Annotated in this window: 21 protein-coding genes; 5 read left to right on the top strand and 16 right to left on the bottom strand. The window is 74.4% G+C overall.

The features are described 5' to 3' along the window. Nucleotides 1-99: 99 nt before the first annotated feature. From ACZ6EJ_RS24390 to ACZ6EJ_RS24410, 5 genes are read right to left on the bottom strand one after another with little or no spacing between them, the layout of a single operon-like run. Nucleotides 100-1,080 (bottom strand): ABC transporter substrate-binding protein, encoded by a 981-nt coding sequence (locus ACZ6EJ_RS24390; protein ID WP_469269980.1) that lies wholly within the window; start codon nt 1,078-1,080, stop codon nt 100-102. Between the two features lie 38 nt (nt 1,081-1,118). After that, complete coding sequence (locus ACZ6EJ_RS24395; RefSeq protein WP_469270021.1) at nt 1,119-1,871, bottom strand: amino acid ABC transporter ATP-binding protein; 753 nt, start codon at nt 1,869-1,871, stop codon at nt 1,119-1,121. 17 nt (nt 1,872-1,888) lie between these two features. Further along, on the bottom strand, nt 1,889-2,782 hold the full coding sequence (locus ACZ6EJ_RS24400; RefSeq protein ID WP_469269982.1) for an amino acid ABC transporter permease: 894 nt from the start codon (nt 2,780-2,782) through the stop codon (nt 1,889-1,891). A gap of 53 nt (nt 2,783-2,835) precedes the next feature. Further along, the gene (locus tag ACZ6EJ_RS24405) at nt 2,836-4,677 is read right to left on the bottom strand and encodes an FAD/NAD(P)-binding protein (protein WP_469269983.1); all 1,842 of its coding nucleotides are present in this window, start codon (nt 4,675-4,677) and stop codon (nt 2,836-2,838) included. Further along, the gene (locus ACZ6EJ_RS24410; RefSeq protein ID WP_469269985.1) at nt 4,674-5,540 is read right to left on the bottom strand and encodes an amino acid ABC transporter permease; all 867 of its coding nucleotides are present in this window, start codon (nt 5,538-5,540) and stop codon (nt 4,674-4,676) included. Before ACZ6EJ_RS24410 ends, ACZ6EJ_RS24405 begins: the two co-directional genes overlap by 4 nt. A 477-nt stretch (nt 5,541-6,017) precedes the next feature. Between ACZ6EJ_RS24410 and ACZ6EJ_RS24415 the strand changes: the two genes are divergently transcribed. Continuing rightward, nucleotides 6,018-6,956, top strand: a complete 939-nt coding sequence (locus ACZ6EJ_RS24415) for an ABC transporter substrate-binding protein (protein WP_469269987.1) — start codon at nt 6,018-6,020, stop codon at nt 6,954-6,956. Between the two features lie 27 nt (nt 6,957-6,983). Here ACZ6EJ_RS24415 and ACZ6EJ_RS24420 read toward each other — a convergent pair whose 3' ends face one another. Continuing rightward, entirely contained in the window at nt 6,984-8,195 is a 1,212-nt protein-coding gene (locus tag ACZ6EJ_RS24420; protein WP_469269989.1) for a DUF5685 family protein, read from the bottom strand. A 309-nt stretch (nt 8,196-8,504) separates the two neighbouring features. Here ACZ6EJ_RS24420 and ACZ6EJ_RS24425 point away from each other — a divergent pair, with 309 nt between their 5' ends. Next, nucleotides 8,505-8,948 (top strand): cell division protein SepF, encoded by a 444-nt coding sequence (locus ACZ6EJ_RS24425; RefSeq protein WP_469269991.1) that lies wholly within the window; start codon nt 8,505-8,507, stop codon nt 8,946-8,948. A gap of 64 nt (nt 8,949-9,012) precedes the next feature. Here the strand turns inward: ACZ6EJ_RS24425 and ACZ6EJ_RS24430 are convergent, their stop codons facing one another. After that, nucleotides 9,013-10,233, bottom strand: coding sequence for an acyl-CoA dehydrogenase family protein (locus ACZ6EJ_RS24430; RefSeq protein WP_469269992.1), 1,221 nt, complete (start codon nt 10,231-10,233; stop codon nt 9,013-9,015). 76 nt (nt 10,234-10,309) lie between these two features. Then, nucleotides 10,310-12,010: an MFS transporter gene (locus ACZ6EJ_RS24435; protein ID WP_469269993.1), complete on the bottom strand. Its 1,701-nt coding sequence runs from the start codon at nt 12,008-12,010 to the stop codon at nt 10,310-10,312. A 641-nt stretch (nt 12,011-12,651) separates the two neighbouring features. Between ACZ6EJ_RS24435 and ACZ6EJ_RS24440 the strand changes: the two genes are divergently transcribed. After that, complete coding sequence (locus ACZ6EJ_RS24440; protein WP_469269995.1) at nt 12,652-13,644, top strand: phosphatase PAP2 family protein; 993 nt, start codon at nt 12,652-12,654, stop codon at nt 13,642-13,644. Nucleotides 13,645-13,714: 70 nt separating this feature from the next. On the opposite strand, the gene ACZ6EJ_RS24445 is transcribed toward ACZ6EJ_RS24440, so the two are convergent. From ACZ6EJ_RS24445 to ACZ6EJ_RS24455, 3 genes are all read right to left on the bottom strand, one after another. Further along, nucleotides 13,715-13,930, bottom strand: a complete 216-nt coding sequence (locus ACZ6EJ_RS24445) for an I78 family peptidase inhibitor (protein ID WP_469269997.1) — start codon at nt 13,928-13,930, stop codon at nt 13,715-13,717. A gap of 346 nt (nt 13,931-14,276) precedes the next feature. Next, nucleotides 14,277-15,098 carry a transferase gene (locus ACZ6EJ_RS24450; RefSeq protein ID WP_469270003.1) on the bottom strand — a complete coding sequence of 274 codons (822 nt, stop codon included), beginning with the start codon at nt 15,096-15,098 and terminating at the stop codon, nt 14,277-14,279. After that, a complete protein-coding gene (locus ACZ6EJ_RS24455) occupies nt 15,095-16,378 on the bottom strand; it encodes a glycosyltransferase family 4 protein (RefSeq protein WP_469270023.1) in 1,284 nt (427 codons plus the stop codon). The genes ACZ6EJ_RS24450 and ACZ6EJ_RS24455 overlap by 4 nt, the downstream gene beginning before the upstream one ends. A gap of 474 nt (nt 16,379-16,852) precedes the next feature. On the opposite strand from ACZ6EJ_RS24455, the gene ACZ6EJ_RS24460 reads away from it, so the two are divergent. Further along, complete coding sequence (locus ACZ6EJ_RS24460) at nt 16,853-17,635, top strand: hypothetical protein (RefSeq protein ID WP_469270005.1); 783 nt, start codon at nt 16,853-16,855, stop codon at nt 17,633-17,635. A 137-nt stretch (nt 17,636-17,772) separates the two neighbouring features. Next, nucleotides 17,773-18,099, top strand: a complete 327-nt coding sequence (locus ACZ6EJ_RS24465; RefSeq protein WP_469270006.1) for a hypothetical protein — start codon at nt 17,773-17,775, stop codon at nt 18,097-18,099. Nucleotides 18,100-18,172: 73 nt separating this feature from the next. Here ACZ6EJ_RS24465 and der read toward each other — a convergent pair whose 3' ends face one another. The 5 genes from der to ACZ6EJ_RS24490 form a co-directional block, all read right to left on the bottom strand. Then, nucleotides 18,173-19,642 carry a ribosome biogenesis GTPase Der gene (gene der, locus ACZ6EJ_RS24470; RefSeq protein WP_469270007.1) on the bottom strand — a complete coding sequence of 490 codons (1,470 nt, stop codon included), beginning with the start codon at nt 19,640-19,642 and terminating at the stop codon, nt 18,173-18,175. Between the two features lie 66 nt (nt 19,643-19,708). Beyond that, on the bottom strand, nt 19,709-20,365 hold the full coding sequence (locus ACZ6EJ_RS24475) for a lysophospholipid acyltransferase family protein (protein WP_469270008.1): 657 nt from the start codon (nt 20,363-20,365) through the stop codon (nt 19,709-19,711). Beyond that, complete coding sequence (gene cmk / locus ACZ6EJ_RS24480) at nt 20,362-21,057, bottom strand: (d)CMP kinase (RefSeq protein WP_469270009.1); 696 nt, start codon at nt 21,055-21,057, stop codon at nt 20,362-20,364. The genes ACZ6EJ_RS24475 and cmk overlap by 4 nt, the downstream gene beginning before the upstream one ends. 92 nt (nt 21,058-21,149) lie before the next feature. Beyond that, nucleotides 21,150-22,235: a prephenate dehydrogenase gene (locus tag ACZ6EJ_RS24485; RefSeq protein ID WP_469270011.1), complete on the bottom strand. Its 1,086-nt coding sequence runs from the start codon at nt 22,233-22,235 to the stop codon at nt 21,150-21,152. 124 nt (nt 22,236-22,359) lie between these two features. Further along, a complete protein-coding gene (locus ACZ6EJ_RS24490) occupies nt 22,360-23,385 on the bottom strand; it encodes an ADP-ribosylglycohydrolase family protein (RefSeq protein ID WP_469270012.1) in 1,026 nt (341 codons plus the stop codon). Nucleotides 23,386-23,395 lie beyond the last annotated feature (10 nt).

The following is a 23,395-nucleotide window of genomic DNA, read 5'->3' on the forward strand; positions in this document are numbered from 1 at the left end:
CGCTCCCCTGTGGGGTGCGGGTGGTGCTGTTCCCCCCCCCCCCCCCCCCCCCCTCCCCCCCCCCCCCCCCCCCCCCCCCCCCCCCCCCGGCCCCCCGGGTCAGCTCTCCGTCCTGGGCAGGCCGGGCGGGTTGATCTCCGACCTGGTCACGGCCTCGCCGCTCAGCCCCCAGCGCTTGAGGACCTCGGCGTACGAGCCGTCCCGCACGATGTGGTCGATGGCGGCGGCGTACGCGTCGACCAGGCCGTTGCCCTTCTTCGTGGTGGCGGCGATCTTGCCCTGGAGGCCTCCCCCGGCGCCGGAGAAGGTGCCGACGATCTCGGACTGGCCGGCCGAGGCGACGTGGTACGCGGCGGCGGGGCTCGGGCCGAGGTGGGCGTCGATGCGGCCGGACTGGAGGGCCAGGTAGTAGTCGGTGTCCTTCTGGAAGTACGTGATGTCCACGGGCTTCCGCCCGGCCTTGGTGTTCTCCTCGCTCCAGTCGACCAGGAGCTTCTCCTGGTTGGTGCCGGAGGAGACCGAGATGGTCTTCCCCGCGACGTCGGCGGGGCCCTTCACCTTCCAGCCGGAGCCCTTCTTGGCCTCGAAGGCGATGTTGTCGAGCCGGTAGGTCGCGAAGTCGTACTTCTCCTTGCGCTCCTCGGTGACGGTGACGTTGGACAGGACGGCGTCGAACTTGGAGCTGTCCAGGCCGACGAAGAGGTTCTCCCAGGACACCTCCTCGAACTGCGGGGTGAGGCCGAGGGTGTCCGCGACGAGGGTGGCGATGTCGATCTCGGAGCCGATCCGGGTCCGGTCGTCGGTGGCGTAGAAGCCCAGCGGCGGCACGGCGTCGGCGCTGGCCCCGATCCGCAGCGTGCCGCGCTCGCGGACGGCCTCGGGCACGAGGGCGGCCGCGGCCGCCGCCTTCTCGCCTCTGACGCGGTTCTGGTCGGGCCCGATGTTGATCCCGCCCCCCTTGCCGCCCCCGCCGCCCTTCCCGGCCGCCAGGTCGGTGGCGGGGTCGGAGCCGCAGGCGGTGAGCAGGGCGGCGGCGGTGAGCGCGGCGAGGGTGCGGGCGGTGGTGCGGCGGACGGTCACGGACGGACTCCTGTACGGGGGAAGGGGCATGGGGCTGGTCACAGGACCTTGGAGAGGAAGGCGCGGGTGCGCTCGCGGGCGGGCCGGTCGAGCACCTCGGCGGGCGGGCCCTGCTCGACGACGCGGCCCTCGTCCATGAAGACGACGGTGTCGGCGACCTCGCGGGCGAAGCCGATCTCGTGGGTGACGACGATCATCGTGGTGCCGCCGCGGGCCAGGTCCTTGATGACGTCGAGGACCTCGCCGACGAGTTCGGGGTCGAGGGCGGAGGTCGGCTCGTCGAAGAGCAGCAGCCGGGGCTCCAGGGCCAGGGCGCGGGCGATGGCGACGCGCTGCTGCTGGCCGCCGGAGAGCTGCGCGGGGTAGGCCGCCGCCCTGTCGGCGAGGCCGACCCGCTCCAGCAGCCTCCCGGCCGCCGCGACGGCCTCCTTGCGGGGGCGGCGCAGCGCGGAGACCGGCGCCTCGATGATGTTCTCCAGGACCGTCAGGTGCGGGAAGAGGTTGAAGTTCTGGAAGACGAAGCCGATCTTGGTGCGCTGGCGCAGCACCTCGCGCTCGCGCAGCTCGTGGAGCCTGTCGCCGTCCCTGCGGTAGCCGACCAGGACGCCGTCCACGCTGATCCAGCCCTGGTCGACCTTCTCCAGGTGGTTGATGGTGCGCAGCAGGGTGGACTTGCCGGAGCCGGAGGGGCCGAGGATGACGGTCACCTCGCCGGGCCGGACGGTCAGGTCGATGCCGCGCAGCACCTCCACGGAGCCGAACTTCTTGTGCACGGAGCGGATTTCGACCATGGCATCGCTGGGTGCGGTCATCGCGCGGCCCCCTTGGCGTAGTGGCGTTCGACGTAGTGCTGGAGGACGGAGAGCGCGGTGGTGAGCAGGACGTACCAGACGGTGGCGACCATCAGCAGGGGCACCACCCGGCCGTTGCGGCCGTAGACGACCTGCACCTGGTAGAAGAGTTCGCCGATCGCCATGACGGAGACGATCGAGGTGCCCTTGAACAGCGAGATGATCTCGTTGGCGGCGTTGGGCAGGATGGAGCGCATCGCCTGCGGGAGCACGATCCGCCGCAGTTGCCGGTGGCGGGGGATGCCGAGGGCGGCGGCGGCCTCCCACTGCCCGCCGCCGACGGCCAGCACCCCGCCGCGCACGATCTCCGCCGCGTACGCCGCCTGGTGCAGGGCGAGGCCGAGGACGGCGGCGCTCATCGCCCCGACCAGGTTCATCGTCTCGAAGGTGAGGAAGCCCGGCCCGAACGGGATGCCGATCTGCACCTCCTTGTAGAGGTAGGCGAGGTTGAACCAGAACAGCAGTTGCACGATGAGCGGGATGGAGCGGAACGCCCAGATGTAGCCGTGGGCGACCGTCCGGAGGAACCGGCTCTCCGACAGCCGCATGAAGGCCAGGACGATGCCGAGCGCGAAGCCCAGCGCCGTGCCGTAGAAGGTCAGTTGGAGGGTGACCCAGACGGCTTCGAGGATGGCCGGCGCGGTGAAGAACTGCGCGAAGACGCCCCACTCCCAGCCGGGGTTGGTGACCAGGCCGGACACGAACTGGGCGAGCAGGACGGCCGTCGCGGCGATGGCGACCCACCGCCAGGGGTGGCGCAGCGGGACGATGGTCAGCTCTCCGGGGTCCGTGCCGGGTACGGCCGTTCTCGCGGCGGGTGGGTCGATGGGCGGATCGCTGGTCAACGGCATGAGAGGGGTCCTTGGTGGCGGGGGTGGAGGTGTGCGGGTGCGGGCGCGGCGGGTCAGGAGTCGGTCCGTTCCCGGTCGGGGAGGTCGCGCAGGAGGACGAGGGCGGCCCGTGCGGCGGCGTCGTTCTGCCCGAAGGCGGGGCCGCCGGTACGGGGGCGGGTGAACGCCCCGCTGTTGCGGGCGGTGGTGAACGGGCCGAGGGCGAAGCGGCGCGGGTGGGGGCGGCCGTCGCGGTCCAGGACCCGGCTGTCGACCGGGTCCACGGCGAGCAGGCCCGTGGCGGTGAGGGCCGCCCCGCCCTCGTGCAGGGCGCGCAGCAGGGGGCTCGCGGTGTTGCGGAGCGAGGGGCCGGGGAGGCGGGCCTCGACCAGGGCGCGGGCCTCGGTGTGCGCGCCGGGGACGGTGGCGCTGCGGGCCCGGAAGACGCCGCGCTCCTCGTCGGCCTCCACGGTGAGCGAGGCGCCCAGGAAGCGGACGACGCCGGCGCGGGAGAGGGCCAGGAGCTGCTGGAGGCGGGGGCCGGGCGGCCCGGAGGCGAGGTAGCTGAAGAACCCGTGCCACCAACCGCCGATGTCGCCGAGGCGGATCAACTGGGCGTAGGAGGCGAGCAGTCCGAGGAAGACCGCGAGGTCCGGGCTGTGCGCCGGGTCGTGGCGGCGGGTCAGGTCGGCGGTGATGTAGGCGCGCAGGGCTTCCTGGAGGGCTTCGGGCGAGTCGTGGCGGACGCCGTCGAGCGGCCGGTCCAGCGCGTCGAGGTCGAGCCGGTCGGCGGGGTCGGGCACGGCCTCGGCCACCAGGTCGGCCAGCTCGGGGCTGTCCGGGTCGGCGGCGGCGTACTTCTCCGCGAAGACCGCGTGGTCCAGGGCGGTGCGCTCGGGGTGGGCGGTGAACAGCCGGTGGTAGTGGGCGTGGCCCAGCTCCTTGGCCACCGCGGGCCAGACGTCGCGCCGGAAGTCGAGCGGTCCGGGCCGGCTCAGCAGCTCCTCGGCCCAGGCGGCACCCAGGTGGCGGGGCGGCGGCGGGCGGTCGCCGCTCCAGCCGTAGCCGATCTTCGCGTGGTACGGGACGCCGCGCCGCGATCCGACGTACAGCACGGGTTCACGCCCCGAGGGCAGGTAGGCGTCGCCCTCGTGGCGTCCGCCGCGGCCCTCGGTGAGCAGGACCATCAGGTCGACGAACGCCAGCCCGAAGCCCCGGACGATGACGGGTTCCCCGGCGGGCAGGGCGTCCAGGTCGCTGTCGGCGGTGAAGTCCGGCGGCAGGTGGACCAGCCCGTGCCGCTTGGCGAAGTCGCTCAACCGGCGCTGCTCAGCGTCCTGTTCGGCATCGACGTGGCCGACGGTGAGGATGACGGCGTCGGCGACGAGCGGCTTGGTGCGGCCCTGGAGCCTCACCCGCTGGCGTCCGCCGCGCGGGCCGGTGACGCACAGGGCCGTGGTGCGGTGCTCGCGCACGGTGACGCCGGGCGGCAGGGCGGCGCGCGCACGGTCGTAGGTCCAGCGCAGGTAGGCGCTCTGGAGCCGCCGGCTGGGGAAGTCCTGACCGGTGAGTCCGTGGATCTCCGCCAGGACGGCGGGATCCGCGTCGGGCGAGACGCGGCCCGCGCGCACGTCCTCCGCCCAGGCGTCCAGGGCCGGGCCGGGCACGACCGGGCCGGCCAGCTCGACCGTCTCGTCGGTGAACATGGTGACGTCCTGGGCCATGGAGTTCATCCACAGCAGCGGCGACTGGTCCGGCCGCCAGATCCGCCCGCCGCCCACCGGGTAGGGGTCGACCAGATGGATGTCCAGGGGGCGGTTCCCGTACAGCCGGGGGGCGTTGGCGGCTATGCGCTCGATGACGCCGGTGCCGCGCGGGCCGCCGCCGATCACCACGAGGACGGGTGCGGCGCTCATCGCGCACCCGCCGTGCCGCGCGCGTAGTACCGCTCCACGAAGCGCTGGCCGACGGTCAGCAGCGAGGTGACCGCCGCGTACCAGATGGTGGCGACGAGCAGCAGCGGGATGACCTGGTAGGTGCGGTGGTAGACGAGCTGCACGGAGTACAGCAGGTCCTGCACGGCGATGACGCTGACGATGGAGGTGCCCTTGAGGGTGCCGATCAGCATGTTGCCGGCGGGCGGCACGATGGAGCGCATCGCCTGCGGCAGCACGATGCGGCGCAGCCGCCGCCAGGGGCCGAGGCCGAGGGACTGGGCGGCCTCCACCTGCCCGCGCTCGACCGAGAGGATGCCGCCGCGCACCACCTCGGCGGCGTACGCGGCCTCGTGCAGGGTCAGCCCGATGACCGCGACGGCGACCGGGCCGAGGAGGCTGACCGTGGAGACGCCGAAGATCTGCGGGTACAGGGCGCCGATGTTGAACCAGAACAGCAGTTGGACCAGGACCGGCGTGGACCGGAACAGCCACACGTACGCCCAACTCACCGCCTGGAGCACGGGGTTGCCCGACAGCCGCAGGACGGCGAGGAGGGTGCCGAGCGCGAAGCCGAGCACCATGACCACCGCGGTGAGCCACAGGGTGAGCCAGAGGCCGCGCAGGACGGAGGTGGTCGCGAAGTAGGAGAGGACGACGTCCCACTGGAAGGCGTCGTTGCGGACGACGGAGTTCAGCACCGCCGCGAGCAGCAGCAGGACGGCGACGGCCGCCGCCCAGCGGCCTGTTCGGCGGACCGGGACGATACGGGGGACGGCCTCCGCGTCGTCCTTGGCGGGCGGCGCGGAGGGGGAAGAGGGCAGCGAGACGGTCTGCGGGGGCATGGTGGGGCTCCGTGGATGCTCAGATCGAACACGGGGCGTACCTTCACACCGAAAACCACACGTGGGCCGGGCCCCTCAGCGCCGGTCCGCCTCAGAGACAATCGCCGTACATGGTGTGCTGTCAAGCCTGTCCACACTATGAGCCTTACGTCTCACGGCAGTTGACGCGGCACCGAATGCCTGTTCCACTGAGCCCATGCATCCGCAGCAGTGGCTGGTCACCCGCTCCCACATCGACTTCGGTCGCGTGTGGTCCTCTTCCTGTTGAGCTGACCTCCTGCTGTCCGGTTCCTCCTCGCTCACGTCCGCTCCGCGGCGTTCGAGCGTTCCCCGCGTGACTTCACCTTCACCACACCGCACCGCCCTCCCCTCGCACCGCTGAACTCCTTCGCCGCCGCTCCGCGCCCCACCCGGCTCGGGGCCGGTCGGCCTACCCGTCGCACCTGTGCGCCCTGACGAACCAGGAGAAACACCGCCATGCCCCCGTCCCGGCATACCGCCCTCTTCGCCCTCATCACCGCGGCGGCGCTGACGCTGACCTCGTGCGCCGAACCGGCGGACCCGCCCGGCGCGGGATCCGCCGAGGGCGCGGGCCGGGGGAAGATCCCGACGGCGGACGTGGTCTCCGAGGTGCGCAAGGACGAGGCGGCGGCCGGACTGCTGCCCGCCGGCGTCCGGAAGGCGGGGGCCCTGCGGGTCGCCGCCGCGATCGGCTCCCCGCCGGGGGCCTTCTACCGGGAGGACGGCGCCACCCTGGCCGGGGCGGACATCGACTTCACGGACGCGGTGGCCCGTGTCCTGGGGCTGCGGACGAAGCGCGAGGTGGCCTCCTTCGAGGCGATCCTGCCGGCGCTGGGCAGCGGCAAGTACGACGTGGGCACGGGGAACTTCGGCGTCACCGACGAGCGCCGCAAGACGATCGACTTCGTGACGTACATCAACGACGGCCAGGGCTTCGCGGTCCGCGAGGACAGCAAGCTGAAGGAGGTCACCGACCTCACCAGCCTGTGCGGCCTGACCGTGAGCACGGCGGCGGGCACGACCTTCGAGGTGACGCTCCAGGAGAACCGGCCCCGGTGCGCGGAGAAGGGCGAGAAGCCCTACGAGGTGAAGACCTACGCCGACTCGACGGCGGCCTGGCTCTCGCTCCAGCAGAACCGCAGCGACGTGGTGATGTCCACCATCAACGGGCTGCGCTACGCCGTGAGCCGGCAAGAGGGGCTGCGCTTCCTCAACGAGTACAAGCGCCTCGACGTGGGCTTCGCCTTCAAGAAGGGCAGCCCGCTGGCGCCCGCCTTCCAGGCGGCGGTGAACCGGCTCAAGGCGGACGGCACCTACGACCGCATCCTGAAGAAGTGGGGGACCACCGAGTCCGCGATCGAGACGTCCGAGATCTCGCCGCCCGAGCGGAAGTGACCCGCCGTCACCCCGCCGGCGGGCGGTTCAGCAGTCGCAGCCGCAGGACTCACCGCAACAGCAGCAGCCGTCGCCGCAGGAGCCGCAGCACTCGCAGGCGTCACAGCAGTTGCCGCAGTCGCAGTGGCGGCACAGCCCGTCGCGCCGCTCCCGGCTCCAGGGGTCCTCGAAGGTGCCGCAGCACATCTGGCAGGTGCAGGCGAGCCCGGTCCACACCAGGCACCCGGCGACCGGCCCGCGCCGTTCGCGGGGCGGCCGGGGCGAAGGCGGCGGCGCGGCCGGGCCGCCCGGACCGGTCGGGGCGTACGGGTTGCCGGGCGGCGGCCCGAAGGCGCCCCGGAGCTGCGGACCCCCCTGGGACGCCCGGTGTTCCGGGTGCGGGCAGGAGGAGCCGAACGCCCGGTCGACCGAGCGCCGCAGCTCGTGGACGAGCAGCACGTGGACGAGCCGGTCGTCGGCGAACTCCACCTCGCGCAGCGCCAGCCGTACGCCGTGCAGCGCGTCGTCGCACAGCCGGCGGGCCTCCGCGAGCGAGGCGCCGGTGACCGTGAGCGGGTTCCACGCGCCCGCCGCGGCGTCCGCCTCCCGGTCCTCCACGGCGTCCAGCAGATGGGCGAGCCGCCCGAAGAGCCGGCCGGCCTCCGCGAGCGGCTCGGCGTTCCGCGGCTTCCCGGCGAGCACGGCGGTGTGGGCGAAGGCCGCGGCGGTGGCCGTCTCGGTGGGCTCGGTGACCGTCAGCAGCGCGGTGCCGGGGCCGGCGAGCGCCTCGATCCCGGTCTGCCGGTCGACCGCGTCGACCAGCAGCGCGGTGTCGAAGCCGAGGGCGGCGCCGGTCCGTGCGCCCGCCCGGTCCCAGCCCGCGGCCACCCGGCGGGCGGCGGCGGCGACCGGGCGGCGCGCCAACAGCCCGTCCCGGTCGGCGACGTGGTCGCGGACCTTGGCCGAGGCGAGGACGAGCGAGACGGCGGCGGCGAGCCTGGCCCCCTCGCCGCGGGCGACCGACGCGGTGCGCAGGGCGCGCAGCGGGCAGGGTCCGGCGGTGCGGCGACCGGCGGCGGTGCGGCCCGCCTGAGCCTCCGTCAGCACCGAGACGATCAGTCCGTCATAGTTCGTGACGATCCGGGCGAACTGTCCGTGATCAGCCCTCAGCGCCAGGCAGAGGCCGCAGAGATGGGCCATCCACTCGGTCCGCAGCCCCTCGGAGAGCCGGTGCGTACAGGGCCTGACGATTCCGAACACGACGATCCCCCGTGAGCCGTTCAGCCGGCGCGCGAAGGCCGTGCGCCGGAGCGTCGTGCATCGTACCGAGCGCCTCGTTCACCCGTACGCCCCCTACCTCACCCGTACGGCCCGGCGCATCATATTTTCCTTTCGCAACCCTCCCCATCCAGGAGGAACCCTGACGAACCGCCACATCCTCTGCATCAGTACCGTCACGAACCCCCTGCGCGCCGACTATCCACTTGGCGCGGTATCCGCATCATGGACGACCATAGGGATACGAGAGAGATGCGGAACACCAGGGAACCGCGGTGAGAGGAGGCGTCCATGGGATCGGTGCGCAAGGCGAGTGCCTGGCTGGGCCTCGTCGAGGACAACGACGAGCGGTACTACGAAGACGAGTACGCCGAGGGTGCGGAGACGAGCACGGGCGGCCACGCCTGGGTCACCGACGCGCGGGTGCAGGTGGCCGCCGAGGCGGCCGACGAGCAGGACCGCCGGATCGCGACGGTGACCCCGGACAGCTTCCGTGACGCGCGCGCCATCGGCGAGCTGTTCCGGGACGGCGTCCCGGTGATCGTCAACCTCACGGCCATGGACCCCGCCGACGCCAAGCGCGTGGTGGACTTCGCCGCCGGGCTGATCTTCGGTCTGCGCGGCTCGATCGACCGCGTGGCCACGCGGGTCTTCCTGCTGTCCCCCGCCGACACCCAGGTGGTGGCCGGCGAGGCCGCCCGCCGCAGAGCCGACGGGTTCTTCAACCAGAGCTGAGCGGGGCGCTCGCCGGACAGCTCCGGTCACCCGCGTCCGGTCGGCGCGCCGCCGGCGCGGCCGCTCACCGGAAGGCGTCGAGACCGGTGAGCGCCTTGCCCAGCACCAGTTGGTGCATCTCCACGGTGCCCTCGTAGGTGAGCACCGACTCCAGGTTGGTGGCGTGCCGCATCACCGGGTACTCCAGCGAGATCCCGTTGGCCCCGAGGATCGTGCGCGCGGTGCGGCAGATGGCGATCGCCTCCCGCACGTTGTTGAGCTTGCCGAAGCTGACCTGTTCGGGCCGGAGCCGCCCCGCGTCCATCCGGCGCCCCAGGTGGTGGGCGAGCAGGATGCCCTTGTGCAGTTCGACGGCCATGTCCGCCAGCTTGGCCTGGGTGAGCTGGAAGCCGCCGATCGGCCGGCCGAACTGCTCCCGCTCCCCCGCGTAGGCGAGGGCCGCCGCGAAAGAGGACCGCGCAGCCCCCATGGCCCCCCAGACGATGCCGTAGCGCGCGTGGCTCAGGCAACTGAGCGGGCCGCGCAGCCCGGTGGCCTCCGGGAGCACCGCGTCGGCGGGCAGCCGGACGCCGTCCATGACCAGCTCGCTGGTGACCGAGGCGCGCAGCGACCACTTGTGGCGGATCTCGGGCGCGGAGAAGCCGGGGGCGTCGGTCGGCACGACGAAGCCCCGGATGCCCCGGCCCCCGTCCTCCCGCCCGGTCTGCGCCCAGACGACGGCGACCCCCGCGACGGAGCCGTTGGTGATCCACGCCTTGCGGCCGGTGAGGATCCAGTCGTCGCCGTCGCGTTCGGCGTACGTCCGCATCCCGGCCGGGTCCGAGCCGTGGTCCGGCTCGGTGAGGCCGAAGCAGCCGATGACCTCTCCCGCCGCCATGCCGGGCAGCCACCGCCGCTTCTGCTCCTCGGAGCCGAAGCGGTGGATGGCGTACATCGCGAGCGAGCCCTGTACGGAGACGAGCGAGCGGATGCCGGAGTCGGCCGCCTCCAGCTCCAGGCAGGCCAGCCCGTACTGGACGGCGCTCGCCCCGGCGCAGCCGTAGCCCGAGAGGGACATGCCGAGCGCGCCGAGCGCGCCGAGTTCGCGGGCCAGCTCGCGGATGCCGGGCAGCTCGCCCCGCTCGTACCACTCGGCGATGTGCGGCAGGACCCGGTCGGCCGCCCAGGCGCGGACCGTGTCGCGGATCGCGAGGTCCTCCGGGTCGAGCAGGTCGTCGATGCCGAGGGGGTCCGAGGCGTCGAACGGCGGCAGCGCGGACGGCTTCGCGGACTCGGTGCGGGACATGGGGCAGGCCTCCGACGGCTCGCACGGTGCTCGGAGGCCGGGGCCGGCCCCTGCGGCTCCGCGAACAGAGTGGTGGTCAGGTACGTCGTTCCGACGTTACGGCTCCGTGCGGCACGCGTCCAGAGGCGATCTTCCGCGCGCCGTCCTCCCCCGGCCCGTACGGCGGGCCCTCGACCGGCTCGCGCCGCGCGGGCACCCTCCGGCGCGGGGCCGGGGCGGCGGGCGCCCCCGGCCGGGGGCCGTCCATCGTCCTCGGAAGCCGCAGGGCGGCGAGCGCGCCGAGCAGCAGCAGACCGGCGCTGACGGACAGCGTGACGTGGAGGCCGCCGATGAAGGCGTCGCGGGCGGTGGAGCGCAGCAGGTCTCCCGTCGGGCCGCCCAGCTCGGCGGCGACCTGGTAGGCCTCGCCCAGCGAGTGGGAGGCCGCCGAGGTGGCGCGGGCGGGCACGCCCTCCTCGTGCAGGGCGGCGAGGCCGGGGGCGTAGGCGGCGTTCATCACGCTGCCGAGCAGGGCGATGCCGAGGCCCGCGCCCAACTGGTAGGAGGTCTCGCCGATCGCCGCCGCGCCGCCCGCCCGCTCGGGCGGGGCGTCGCTGAGCATCGACTCGTAGGACCCGAAGAGCGTCGTCTGGAGCCCGAAGCCGAGCAGGACGAAGGCGGCGGTCAGCAGGACCGGCTGGTCGTGCCGGCCCGTCGCGGTGAGCAGCAGCACCGCCGAGGCCGTCAGGACGAAGCCCCAGCCCACCATGGAGCGGGGGCCGAACCGGCGCAGGGTGCGCGAACCGGTGGCGCCCGCGGCCATCGCGGCGAACGTCAGGGGCAGCAGCCGCAGCCCGGTCTCCAGCGGGCTGAGCCCCAGCACGAGCTGGAGGTACTGGACGGCGACCAGTTGGAGGCCGACCAGGGCCAGCATGGCGAGGACGATGCAGCCGACGGCCGTGCTGAAGGCGGGGCGGGCGAACATCGCGAGGTCGACGAGCGGATGCGTACGGCGCCTCTGGCGGCGCACGAAGAGGACCAGGAGGGCCGCGCCGAGGACGGGCGGGCCGAGCGCGACCGGGTCCAGGAGGTCCGCGCCGCCGCCGAACCGCTTGACGCCGAGGACGACGCCGAGGACTCCGGCGGCCGCGGTCAGCGCGCCCAGGACGTCCCACGGGCCGTCGTCGCCGCCGCGCGACTCGGGCAGCAGCAGGCGGCCCAGCGGCAGGATCACGGCCATCAGCGGGATGTTGATCAGGAAGACCGAGCCCCACCAGAAGTGCTCGACCAGGAAGCCGCCGACGACCGGGCCGATGGCGGCCCCGACCGCAGCGACCGCGGTCCACACGCCGATGGCGAGCGCCCGCTCCCGGCGGTCGGGGAAGACCTGGCGCAGGATCGACAGCGTGGCGGGCATGATCATCGCGCCGCCGACGCCGAGCAGGGCGCGGGCCGCGATCAGCAGGCCGGGGCTGTCGGCCGCCACGGCGAGCGCGGAGGCGGCCCCGAAGAGGACGTAGCCGGAGAGCAGGACCCGGCGCCGGCCGATCCGGTCGCCCAGGGTGCCGAAGAGGATGAGCAGGGAGGCGCAGACGAGCGGGTAGGCGTCCACGATCCACAGCAGCGCGGTGCCGCTGGGCCGCAGGTCCTCGGTGAGCGCGGGCACGGCGACGTGGAGCACGGTCGCGTCCAGCGCGACGACCAGGAGGCTGAGGCAGAGGACCACGAGGACGACCCAGCGATCGGCGTCGTGGCCGGCGCGGCGCAGCCGGGCTCCGGCCGTGGTCGTCCCGGACATCTACGTACCTCCCAGAGAATGCCTCGCGCTCGGCGGGCCGCCGGTGGCGCGGGGTTCGCGTCCCCCGTTCCCGGCGGCTGACCGCCCCGGTCGCCCGGAGCACGGCCGCGGTCCGGCCGGTGCACGCGCTCGCGCGGCGCCGGAACGGCCCCGCGGCGGAGGCGCTCGGGTGTTCCGGCGCGCGCCGGCGGGCGGGCGCTCCGGGCGCGCACGGCAGGCGGCGGCCCGACGCGGGGCACGCGGGCCCCGCGTCGACGGGCGAATGAGCCGTCAGCGTACGCGAGTCCCGTGCGGGCGCACGTGGCCCACCTCATACGCCCGCGCACAGCACGCTGTGGCGTGCGCCACGCGGCTCGGGTCCGGGCGGGGCCGTCCGCAGGGCGGCGCCGGGGCGCGGCGGACGGGAGGGGCGCGCCCGACCCGAATGGCGGCAGCAATTCCGACGTATTCCCGTGCGCGCAATTTTCCGAAAGATCAAACACGCTTCCGAACGGAGTCCGCGGTCAATTGGCCGCACGCTCGCGGGGATTCTTCTCGCACCCGGAAAAGACGCCGTTCTGAGACGAAGTCCACATCACATCGTCATCACAAAGCTGTCGGATTGGCCTGCTCGCACACTCACTCGCTGTAACGTCGATTGGGTGCGTACCGACATCTTTGCCCGCCTGGACCGGGAGCCGGAACCGCCGAAGATAGTGGTGCCGCGGATGAGCCGTCACCGCATCGCCCTCTTCGGCGGGACGTTGGCGTTCTACCTCGCCATCGTCCTCGCGGTGCTGATCACGTCCTGGCTGGTGGCACTGGACTGGAAGGTCATGCTGTTCCGGCCCTACCAGCAGTGGCCCGAACTCCACGCCTTCCTCGACTACTACGTCGTGCTCGGGCAGCGCGGCCCCACGGCGGTGATGGTCGCCTGCTGGCTGGGGTGGCGCTCCTGGCGGCAGCACACGCTCCGGCCGCTGCTGGTCCTCGGCGCGTCCCTGCTGCTGCTGAACGTGACGGTGGGCGCGGTCAAGCTGGGGCTGGGGCGGCTCGGCCCCCACTACGCGACGCGGATCGGCTCGTCCGAGATGTTCGCCGGCGGGGACATATTCCCCTCCGGTCACACCGCCAACGCGGTGGTGACCTGGGGAATCCTCGCCTATCTGGCCACCACCCCGCGCGCCCGCCGCTATCTGTCGGCGGTCTCCGCGACGGTCTCGCTGGGCGTCGGGCTCACCACCGTCTACATCGGTACGCACTGGCTCAGCGACGTCGTGCTCGGCTGGGCGGCCGGGCTGCTGATCCTGCTGGCGCTGCCCTGGTGCGAGCCGCTGATCGCCCGGACCGAGGCCTGGATCCTCGCCCTGCGCGAGGAGTGGCGCGAGCAACGGGCGGCCGGGGCGGGCGGCGGGACGCGGCCGGCGCCGCTCCCCCCGGCGGTCGGCGAGGAGCCGGCCGCCGCGCCGGCGGACCCGGTCCCGCCCGCCCCCGTGCGCCCGGCGGCCGGGGCCAGGGCGCGGGCCCACACGGTCCACCCCGTGCGTCCGGGCGGGCTGCCGGCGGCCCCGGCGGGCGTCCGCCGCCCGCCGCCGCACGCGGAGCGCGGCCCCCGCGCCCCCGGCAGCCCGGCCCGGCCGATGACGGGCGGCTGACCCGCCCCCGCGCACACGCCGAAGGCCCCGACCGGGCGGTCGGGGCCTTCGGCGTGCCGGGGCGAGCGGGTCAGCCCACCCAGCACCGCGTCACGGAGCCGTCCTCGACCTGGAAGTTGATGCGCCCGCGGCGGAACTCCATGGTCAGGAAGGCGCCCGGCGCGACCGTCCGGACCGTGTCCCAGCCACGGCTCCTCGCCTGCCGCTCGGCGGCGTCGGCGGCCAGGCCCACGTAGGAGTCGGCGGCGTCGTCCGGCTGTGCTGGAGGGGTCGGTAGAGATGCCATGCCTTCACCGTAGGCGGCCGCGGACCGTGACGGAAGGCCGGGGCGCCGGGCCCTGGCGCCGTCCCCGCGCGGCGGGGCGGTCACATCTGTGTCACAGCGCCCCCACACCCGTAAACCCGGCCCCATTCACCCGTACGGGCTCCTCGAAGGCCTCCGCGCGAAATGGCCGCACCCCTCGCCGGGCGTGCGGCGCGGGGTTCGCCGACGACCCCGGAATCACCGGGACGACCTGCCCCTTTCCCACTCCGGAGGCCGGTGTGCCGAAAGCCCGGACACCGGAAATTCCCCCGCCATTAAACCGGCCTTGTCTTTCCCGGTGTTCCGATGTGCGCGCCCGCCCCGCGCCTCACGCGGAGGGCGGAGCGGGTTCCACCCGGACGCAGAGATCGTTGTCGGCGGTGTAGCAGGGGGTGGCGAGGACGCCGTCGGCCGCGGGGCGGCCGGGGTAGACGTAGGACTTCTTGCGGGACCAGACGTCGTCCAGGACGCGGGAGACCCTGACCGCCTCCGCGCCCGCCGCCGGGACCAGCCAGAGGTGCCAGAGGCTCTCCTCGCCCACCGGCCCGGCGGCCAGCGGGGCGAAGGGCAGGGTGAAGGCGAAGCCGCCCGGCGCCCCGTCCACCGCGACGAGCGGGACGCGGTGCGTCCGGGCCGGGTCGCCCGCCGACCGCGCCTCCACGGCGGCCCCCTCCCCCGCCTCGACGCCGTACAGCACGCCCTCGGCCGTCATCCGCGCGGGCCCGAGGCGGATGTCCCCGGCCTCGGCGTGCGGGGCGCGGAGCCAGCAGCGCAGGGCGAGCCGGCCGTCGGCGGTCGGGTAGGGGACGCGGGCGCTGATCGCCGGGGTGCGGGGGTCCGGGCTGCGGTCGACCAGGGCGCGCAGATCCCGCAGCCCCGGCTCCACGGTCCGCGCCGCCTCGGCTCCGGGCTCCTCCACGTACGCGTCCCAGCGGCCCTCGGACAGTTCGACCGAGGGCGGCAGGACGGCCCGCAGCCGTCCGGCGCCCCACGGGTCGAGCGGGAGGCGCACCGTGCCGCCGGGGCGGTCGCCCGCCGCGCCCCGGCGGCGCAGGAGCAGCACGGAGGCGGGGGCGGGCCCGGCCAGGTCGAAGGTGAGGGCGCCGTCCGGATCGGCGGCGCAGTCGGCGCGTACGGCGGTGGCGGTCATGCGGCCCTTCCCTTGCGGAGTACGTCGGCGGCCTTGTAGCGCAGGGCGTACGCCCCGTCGAGCACACTGCCGCGGGTGCGGTGCAGCGCGGTGCGCAGGGCCCCGTGCCCGCGTCCCCGCGCACCGCCGGCGACGAGGTCGGCGAACAGGCGCTCGTGGCGCTCGGCGATCCGCGCCGGGTCGAAGCGCTCCGAGGCGGCGAGGGCCGCCCGGCCCATCCGGTGGCGCAGCTCGTCGTCCTCGATCAACTGGAGCAGCGCGGCGGCGATCGCGTCGGGGTCGCCGACCGGCACCAGGCGTCCGTCGACGCCGTCCTCGACGATCTCGGCCGGCCCGTGCGGGCAGTCGGTGGCGACGACCGGGAGGCCGCCGCGCATCGCCTCGACGATCGTCATGCCGAAGGCCTCCCGGTCCGAGGTGACGGCGGCGATCGACCCCTTGGGCCACTCGGCCTCCATCGGGTTGGCCGAGCCCATGAGGTGGACGTGGTTGTGCAGGTCGAGGCGGTCGACGAGGGCGCGCAGGGCCGCCTGCTCGTTGCCGGTGGCGTCCCCGCCGCCGTAGATCCGCAACCGCCAGTCGGGGCGGGCGGCGGACACCTGGGCGAAGGCCCGTACCAGCAGGTCGTACCGTTTGACCCGGTGCAGCCGGCCGGCGGCGACGACCCACTTGAGGTCTCCCCCGGCGGGCGGGCAGGCCGGCGCGGGCACGGCGTTGGGGATCGCCTCGATCCGGACGCCGGGGAGCCGCAGCCGGGCCCGGTAGTCCTCCGCGTCGGCGCGGGTCACGGTGGTGAGCGCGTCGAGCAGGGTGTAGCGGTGGGCGATCTCCCGGCGGAGCCGGTAGCCGTGGCTGTCGAGCGTCAGGTGCTCCTGCCCCACGCGCACCGGGCCCCGGCGGGTCTGCCGGGTCAGGTGCACGTTGAGTCCGGGGCGGGTGCCGACGACGACGTCGGCCTCGACCCCCTGGAGGTGGGCGGCGATCCGGGCGTCGGTGAGCCTGCTGTACTGCTTGTGCCTGCTGTCGCCGCGCGGGAACACCGCGGCGGGGCGGCCGTGCTCGGCCGCGTCCCCGTCGTAGGCCGGGCTCTTCTTGCGCAGGTCGACGAGGTGGCGCAGCGTCACGCCCTCGGGGGCGCCGAGGGCGGGGGCGTCGCGGTGCCGGAACACCGACACGATCTCCACGTCGTGCTGCTCGGCGAGTGTGCGGGCGAGCGTGAAGGTCGTCCGGATCGTCCCGCCGATGCCGTACGCGTTGTGGAGCAGAAATGAGATGTGCATGGTGCCGCCGTTTTCCCCCTGGTCCATCTGGTCTCTCGGACTGTACTTCCCGGCGGGTCCCGCTCCGCGCGGGACCGGGACGGACGGGGAGGGAGAGCGCGCTCTCCCCGTCCCGCCACCGGAACCACGGCTGACCTGCCGGTTCCGGGAGTCCTCCGCCAGGATCGCCCGCGTCGCGGGCCTTCGCTCGGCGATCCGCTCGGGGGCGGGCCGGCCGGTGGTGGAAACCGGTCGCCCGTGCGCCGGCGTTCTCCGTGGAGCTTGACGGGGGACGGCGCCGGGAGGTTGCCCGACCACCGGTAAAACCTCGGCGCGGACGCCGGACGCGCCCGGCCGCCCCTTCGGCGTACCGGCGCGCCGGCTCGTTTCCGTACTTCTGTGCGCCCCGGTCCGTGACCCCGGCCGCGCATCCCGCGTTGTCTCTTCATGAGCCGGGAACCGCCCGGCCCACGCACCGAGTTCGAGGAGCCACCCGTGCCGCGAATGCTCGACGTCAGCCAGGACGTACGCGCCGAGATCGGCGACGACGAAGCCGACCGGCTGCTCGTCGGCGACGACACTCCCGGCAGCTACGACTGCACCTCCTGCCGCACCCCCGGCGACTCCGACCAGGAGCGCACCAGCACGGTGCTGTTCGTCGGGGACGAGACCGCCGTGCTCGCGTTCGCCCACGCGACGTGCATCCCCTCGCAGGTCGTCAAGGTCGCGGAGGACCAGCTCCAGGGCGCGGTGCGCAGCATCACCGGCAGCGAGCAGAAGACTACGGAGGGGCTCATGCCCGAACAGGCCGTCCTCGGCATCACCAGCGGTCTCGTCCTCATCGAGGGCGATCTCCGCCCGGCCCTGGTCGTCGAACCGACCGGCCCGGTCGCCCGGCCCGGCACCGACGGCAGCGCGGGGGACGAGTTCCTCGCGCTGCTGCTGGAGCAGGGCTTCCGGCCCGCGCCCGGCCTCGACCGGCTGCCCGAGGTCCTTCCCGGCTGGTCCGTGCTGCTGGCGGTGGGCCAGCTCCACGCGGTGCTCCAGCCGAGCGCGGGCGGCGGCAACCCGGTGGCCTGGTGGCAGGCCCACCAGCCGCTCCAGGTGACCGACGGCTGGCGGGCCGCGGCCAACAAGTCGCAGCAGGTCCTCGTCTTCGCCGCCCCGGCCGGCTCCATCGGCCAGCAGCCGCGCGAGGACCTGCTGCGGGACGCCCTGGAGAAGGCCGCGGTCGACGGGAGCCTGGTCGCCGCCGCGATGCCGCTGGCCGGGACCTGAGCGTGCACGCCCAGCTCGGGCCCGTCCGCCGGACGGCGTTTTCCCCGCTCCGACCGCATCCGACGGACGGCGGGGTCGTTGGCACCTACGTGCACTCATACGACTCCTCCCGCCAGCCCCCGCGCCCGATCCCTGCGATGCGCCCTTCGCAGGAGCCGTCGGGGGGCGTCTCCCCCACCCCCATCTACGACGCGCTGTACTCCGAGTACCGGCGCTCGTTCCGGGCGCTGCCGGGCGACCGGAGCGGGGAGGAGAACCTCGGCTTCGCCGCCTTCGGGTTGGGGCTCTTCGCCTCCAGGACCCCGCTGAGCGGCCATCCGGCCGCCTCCGGTCCCGGCGGGCAGGGCGGCGGACAGGGGGGCCAGGGCAGGCACGCCGGGGGCCTCGGCTCATGGCAGCGCGTGGGGCGGCACGCGGGCAGGCCCCGGCCCGCGGCGCTGCCGCCGGGCTCGCGGGAGGTCTGAGCGCCGCCACGACGAAGCCCCGGCCCCCACGCTGTCGCGTGGGGGCCGGGGCTCCGTCGTGGTGTGCCGGGTGCTACTTGTTGCGGCCGCGCTTCTCGCGGACGCGTACGGAGATGTGGATGGGGGTGCCCTCGAACCCGAACTCCTCGCGCAGGCGGCGCTCGACGAAGCGGCGGTAGCCGTGCTCCAGGAAGCCGGAGGCGAACAGCACGAACCGCGGCGGCTTGGTGCCCGCCTGGGTGCCGAAGAGGATGCGCGGCTGCTTGCCGCCGCGGATCGGGTGCGGGTGGGAGGCGACGATCTCGCCGAGGAAGGCGTTCAGCCGACCCGTGGGGACGCGGGTCTCCCAGCCCTCCAGCGCGGTCTCGATCGCCGGGACCAGCTTCTCCATGTGGCGGCCGGTGACGGCGGAGACGTTGACGCGCGGGGCCCAGGAGACCTGCGCCAGCTCCGTCTCGATCTCCCGCTCCAGGTAGTAGCGGCGCTCCTCGTCGAGGGTGTCCCACTTGTTGAACGCGAGCACGAGCGCCCGCCCGGCCTCCACGGCCATGGTGATGATGCGCTGGTCCTGGACGCTGATGGACTCGCTGGAGTCGATCAGGACGACGGCGACCTCGGCCTTCTCCACGGCGGCGGCCGTACGCAGCGAGGCGTAGTAGTCCGCGCCCTCCTGGAGGTGGACGCGGCGGCGGATGCCGGCCGTGTCGATGAACTTCCAGGTGGTCCCGCCGAGCTGGATCAGCTCGTCGACCGGGTCCCTGGTGGTGCCGGCCAGCTCGTTGACGACGACCCGGTCCTCGCCCGCGACCTTGTTCAGCAGGGAGGACTTGCCGACGTTCGGGCGGCCGATCAGGGCGATGCGGCGGGGGCCGCCGAGCGCGGCGCCGAACTTCTGGGCCGGGGCGTCGGGCAGGGCCTCCAGGACCGCGTCCAGCATGTCGCCGGTGCCGCGGCCGTGGAGCGAGGAGACCGGGTAGGGCTCGCCGAGGCCGAGCGACCACAGGGCGGTGGCGTCCGCCTCGCCGCTCTGGCCGTCGACCTTGTTGGCGCAGAGCACGACGGGCTTGCCCGCCCGGCGCAGCAGCTTGACGACGGCCTCGTCGGTGTCGGTGGCGCCGACGGTGGAGTCGACGACGAAGACGACCGCGTCGGCCGTCTCGATGGCGTACTCGGCCTGGGCGGCGACGGAGGCGTCGAGGCCCAGCACGTCCTGCTCCCAGCCGCCGGTGTCGACGACCCTGAAGCGGCGCCCGGCCCACTCGGCCTCGTAGCTGACGCGGTCGCGGGTGACGCCGGGCTTGTCCTGCACGACGGCCTCGCGGCGGCCGATGATCCGGTTCACCAGGGTCGACTTGCCGACATTGGGGCGGCCGACGACGGCGAGCACGGGGAGGGGGCCGTGGCCGGCCTCGTCGAGCGCGCCCTCGATCTCCTCGGGGTCGAAGCCCTCCTGCGCGGCGAGCTCCATGAACTCCGCGAACTCGGCGTCGCCGAGTGCTCCGTGCTCCTGGCTCGGGCCGTCGGAGTGATTCTGGTCGTCCATGAAGTCCGTTCCTCTTTGCATCATCATCGATGGACCGCGATCAGCGCTCCACTACTCAAGTCTCGCCTAACGCCCGGTGAGGCGCCTGGCGCTTTCCAGGTGGCCGGTCAGCTTCGCCCGGCACCGCAGGGTCGCCTCGTCCAGGGCCCTGCGCGTCCGCCGCCCGTCGCCGGCGCCCGCGTCGAACGCGTCGCCGAAGACGACGTCGACCCGGCTGCGCAGCGGGGGCAGCCCCGGTATCAGCCGCCCTCGGCGCCCGGTGCTCCCCAGGACGGCGACGGGGACGACGGGGGCCCCGCTCCGCACCGCGAAGTACGCGAGCCCCGACCGCAGCGAGGCGAAGTCCCCTTCGCCCCGGGTGCCCTCGGGGAAGATCCCGAGGACGCCGCCGCCCGCCAGCACGCCGAGGGCGTGGGTGACGGCGGTGCGGTCGACGGTCGTGCGGTCCACCTCGATCTGTCCGATCCCGTGCAGGAACGGGTCGAGGGGGCCGACGAACGCCTCTTTCTTGACCAGGAAGTGCACCGGCCGGGGCGCGGTGGCCATGACCATCGGCCCGTCGATGTTGTGGGAGTGGTTCACCGCGAGTATGACGGGTCCGGCGGCGGGAACGCGCCACGCGCCGAGCACACGGGGCCTGAAGAGCCCGTGCACGAGGCCGATGCCGATGGCCCGCCCGACGGCCGCTCCCCGCGGGGTGGGTCCGCCTGTGGCGTCGCTCACGCGGGGACCCGCTTCTCCTCGACGAGGGTGACGACGCACTCGATGACCTGCTGGAGGGTCAACTCGGTGGTGTCCACCTCGATCGCGTCGTCCGCCTTGGCGAGCGGCGAGGTCTTGCGGCCGGAGTCGGCCGCGTCCCGCCGGATCAGCGCCTCCCGCGTGGCGGCGAGGTCGGCGCCCTTGATCTCCCCGCTGCGGCGGGCCGCGCGCGCCTCCGGGGAGGCGGTGAGGAAGATCTTGAGGTCGGCGTCGGGCAGCACGGTGGTGCCGATGTCCCGGCCCTCGACGACGATGCCGCCGGTCGCGGCGGCGGCGATGGAGCGCTGCAGCCCGGTGATGAGCGTGCGCACCTCGGGGACCGCGCTGACGGCGCTGACCTTGGAGGTGACCTCCTGGGTGCGGATCGGCCCGGAGGCGTCCTCGCCGTCGACGGTGATCGTCGGGGCGGTGGGGTCGGTGCCGGAGACGATCACGGGCTTGGCGGCCGCGGTCGCGATCTCGGCCGGGTCGCCGACGTCGACGCCGTTGTTCAGCATCCACCACGTGATGGCCCGGTACTGCGCGCCCGTGTCCAGGTAGCTCAGGCCGAGCTTGGCGGCGACGGCCTTGGAGGTGCTCGACTTTCCGGTGCCCGAGGGCCCGTCGATGGCGACGATCACGGAGGGGCGTGCGGTTTCCACGGTGGTGGACACCTTCCTGGTACACGGGGCGGGGAGTGGCGGGCCGGAGCGCGGCCCCGTACCAGGTTACCGAGTGCCGGACGGCCCCTCGTACCCCGTACGGCTCAACCGCGGAGCGACCAGCCCCGTTCCTGGAGGGCCGCTCCGAGCACCGGGACGGCGCCGGGCTCGACCATGAGCTGGACCACGCCCGCCTGCTGGCCGGTGGCGTGCTCGATGCGGACGTCCTCGATGTTCACCCCGGCGCGGCCGGCGTCGGCGAAGATCGCCGCCAGCTCGCCCGGCCGGTCGCCGATCAGGACGGCCACGGTCTCGTACGCGGCGGGGGCGGCGCCGTGCTTGCCGGGGACCCTCTCCCGGCCGGCGTTGCCCCGGCGCAGGACGCCCTCGACGGTGTCGGCGCCCGCGCGCCGCCTCTGCTCGTCGTCGGAGTGCAGCCCGCGCAGGGCCCGTACGGTCTCCTCCAGGTCGGCGGCGACGCCGGCGAGCACGTCGGCGACCGGGCCCGGATTGGCGGCGAGGATCTCCACCCACATCCGGGGGTCGGAGGCGGCGATCCGGGTCACGTCGCGGATGCCCTGCCCGCAGAGGCGTACGGCGGTCTCGTCGGCCTCCTCCAGTCGGGCGGCGACCATCGAGGAGACGAGCTGCGGGGTGTGCGAGACGAGGGCGACGGCCCGGTCGTGGGCGTCGGCGTCCATGACCACCGGGACCGCCCGGCACAGGGCCACCAGTTCGAGGGCGAGGTTGAGGGCCTCGGTGTCGGTGTCGGGGGCCGGGGTGAGGACCCAGGGGCGGCCCTCGAAGAGGTCGGCGGTGGCGGCGAGGGGCCCGGAGCGCTCCTTGCCGGCCATCGGGTGCGTGCCGATGTAGGGCGCCAGGTCGAGCCCGAGCGCCTCCAGCTCGCGGCGCGGGCCGCCCTTGACGCTGGCCACGTCCAGGTAGCCGCGGGCCGCGCCCTCGCGCAGGGCGGTGGCGAGGACGGTGGCGGTGTGCGCGGGCGGCACGGCGACGACGGCCAGGTCGACGGGGCCCGCCGGCGGCTCGTCCGTGCCCGCGCCGAGCGCGGCGGCGGTACGGGCGGAGGCCGGGTCGCGGTCGGCGAGGTGGACCCGGACGCCGCGCCCGGCGAGCGCGAGGGCCGCGGACGTGCCGACGAGCCCGGTTCCGATGACGAGGGCGGTTCTCACGGGGCGGTGTCCTTGCGCGGGGCGGCGGTGGTCGCCGAGGGGGGCGGTGCGGGTCTCGACGTGCACGAGGATAGACCGCCGCGCCGCGCCGCCGTGCCCGTCCCCGCCCCCGTACGGCTTCGGCTCAGGCGTCCCAGAGCGCCGCGAGGGACAGCAGGTCGCTGCGGTACTCGACGCGGTCGGACCAGGCCGCGGGCCAGGCGGCCGCGCCCAGGTGCGCCCCGGACAGCGCCCCGGTCAGGCAGGCGATCGAGTCGGAGTCGCCTCGGGTGCAGGCGGCCCGGCGCAGAGCGGTGACGGGCTCCTCGGGGAAGAGCAGGAAGCAGTGCAGGGCCGTGGCGAGGGCTTCCTCGGCGACCCAGCCGTCACCGGTGCGCTCGCACGGGTCGGTCTCCGGCGACGGGTCGCGCAGCGCGTCCCGGACCGCGTCCAGCGCGGTCAGGCACTCGTCCCAGCCGCGCTGGATGTACGCCTGCGCGGTGGCGTCGCCGGCGTGGCGCCAGAGGTCGCCGAGCCAGCGGGTGAGGTAGCGGCCCCGGTTGTCGTAGGCGTAGCTGCGCAGCCGGCCGACCAGGCCGAGGGGTTCGACGCCCTGGGCGAGCAGGAAGACCGCGCGGGCCAGCAGGTCGGAGGCGGCCAGGGCGGTGGGGTGGCCGTGGGTGAGGGCGGCCTGGAGCTGGGCGGCCCCGGCGCGCTGCTCCTCGCCGAGGCCGGGGACGAGGCCGACGGGGGCGACCCGCATGTTGGCGCCGCACCCCTTGGAGCCGGTCCGGCTCGCCTCCTGCCAGATCCGGCCGTCCTCCAGCAGACGGCAGGCGTCCAGGCAGGTGGCGCCGGGGGCGCGGTCGTTGTCGGGCGAGCGGTACCAGGCCACGAACTCGTCGCGGACCGGGCCCACCAGCCGTTCGGGGGTGAGCGGTCCGCTGTCCGTGGCGGTGCGCAGGGCGCGGCCCAGCGCGAGCGTCATCTGGGTGTCGTCGCTGACGCGGGCGGGCGCGGGCAGCTCCATCCGCCGCCAGGGGCCGTGGGCGGCGAGGATCGCGGGCACGTCGTCGAACTCGGTGGGGAAGCCCAGGGCGTCGCCGAGGGCCAGCCCGGTCAGCACGCCGGTGGCCGCCTGCTTGGTGAGGGGCGGGGTGGTGATCGTCATCTGTCTCGTC

Source organism: Streptomyces sp. NPDC041970, assembly GCF_055588985.1.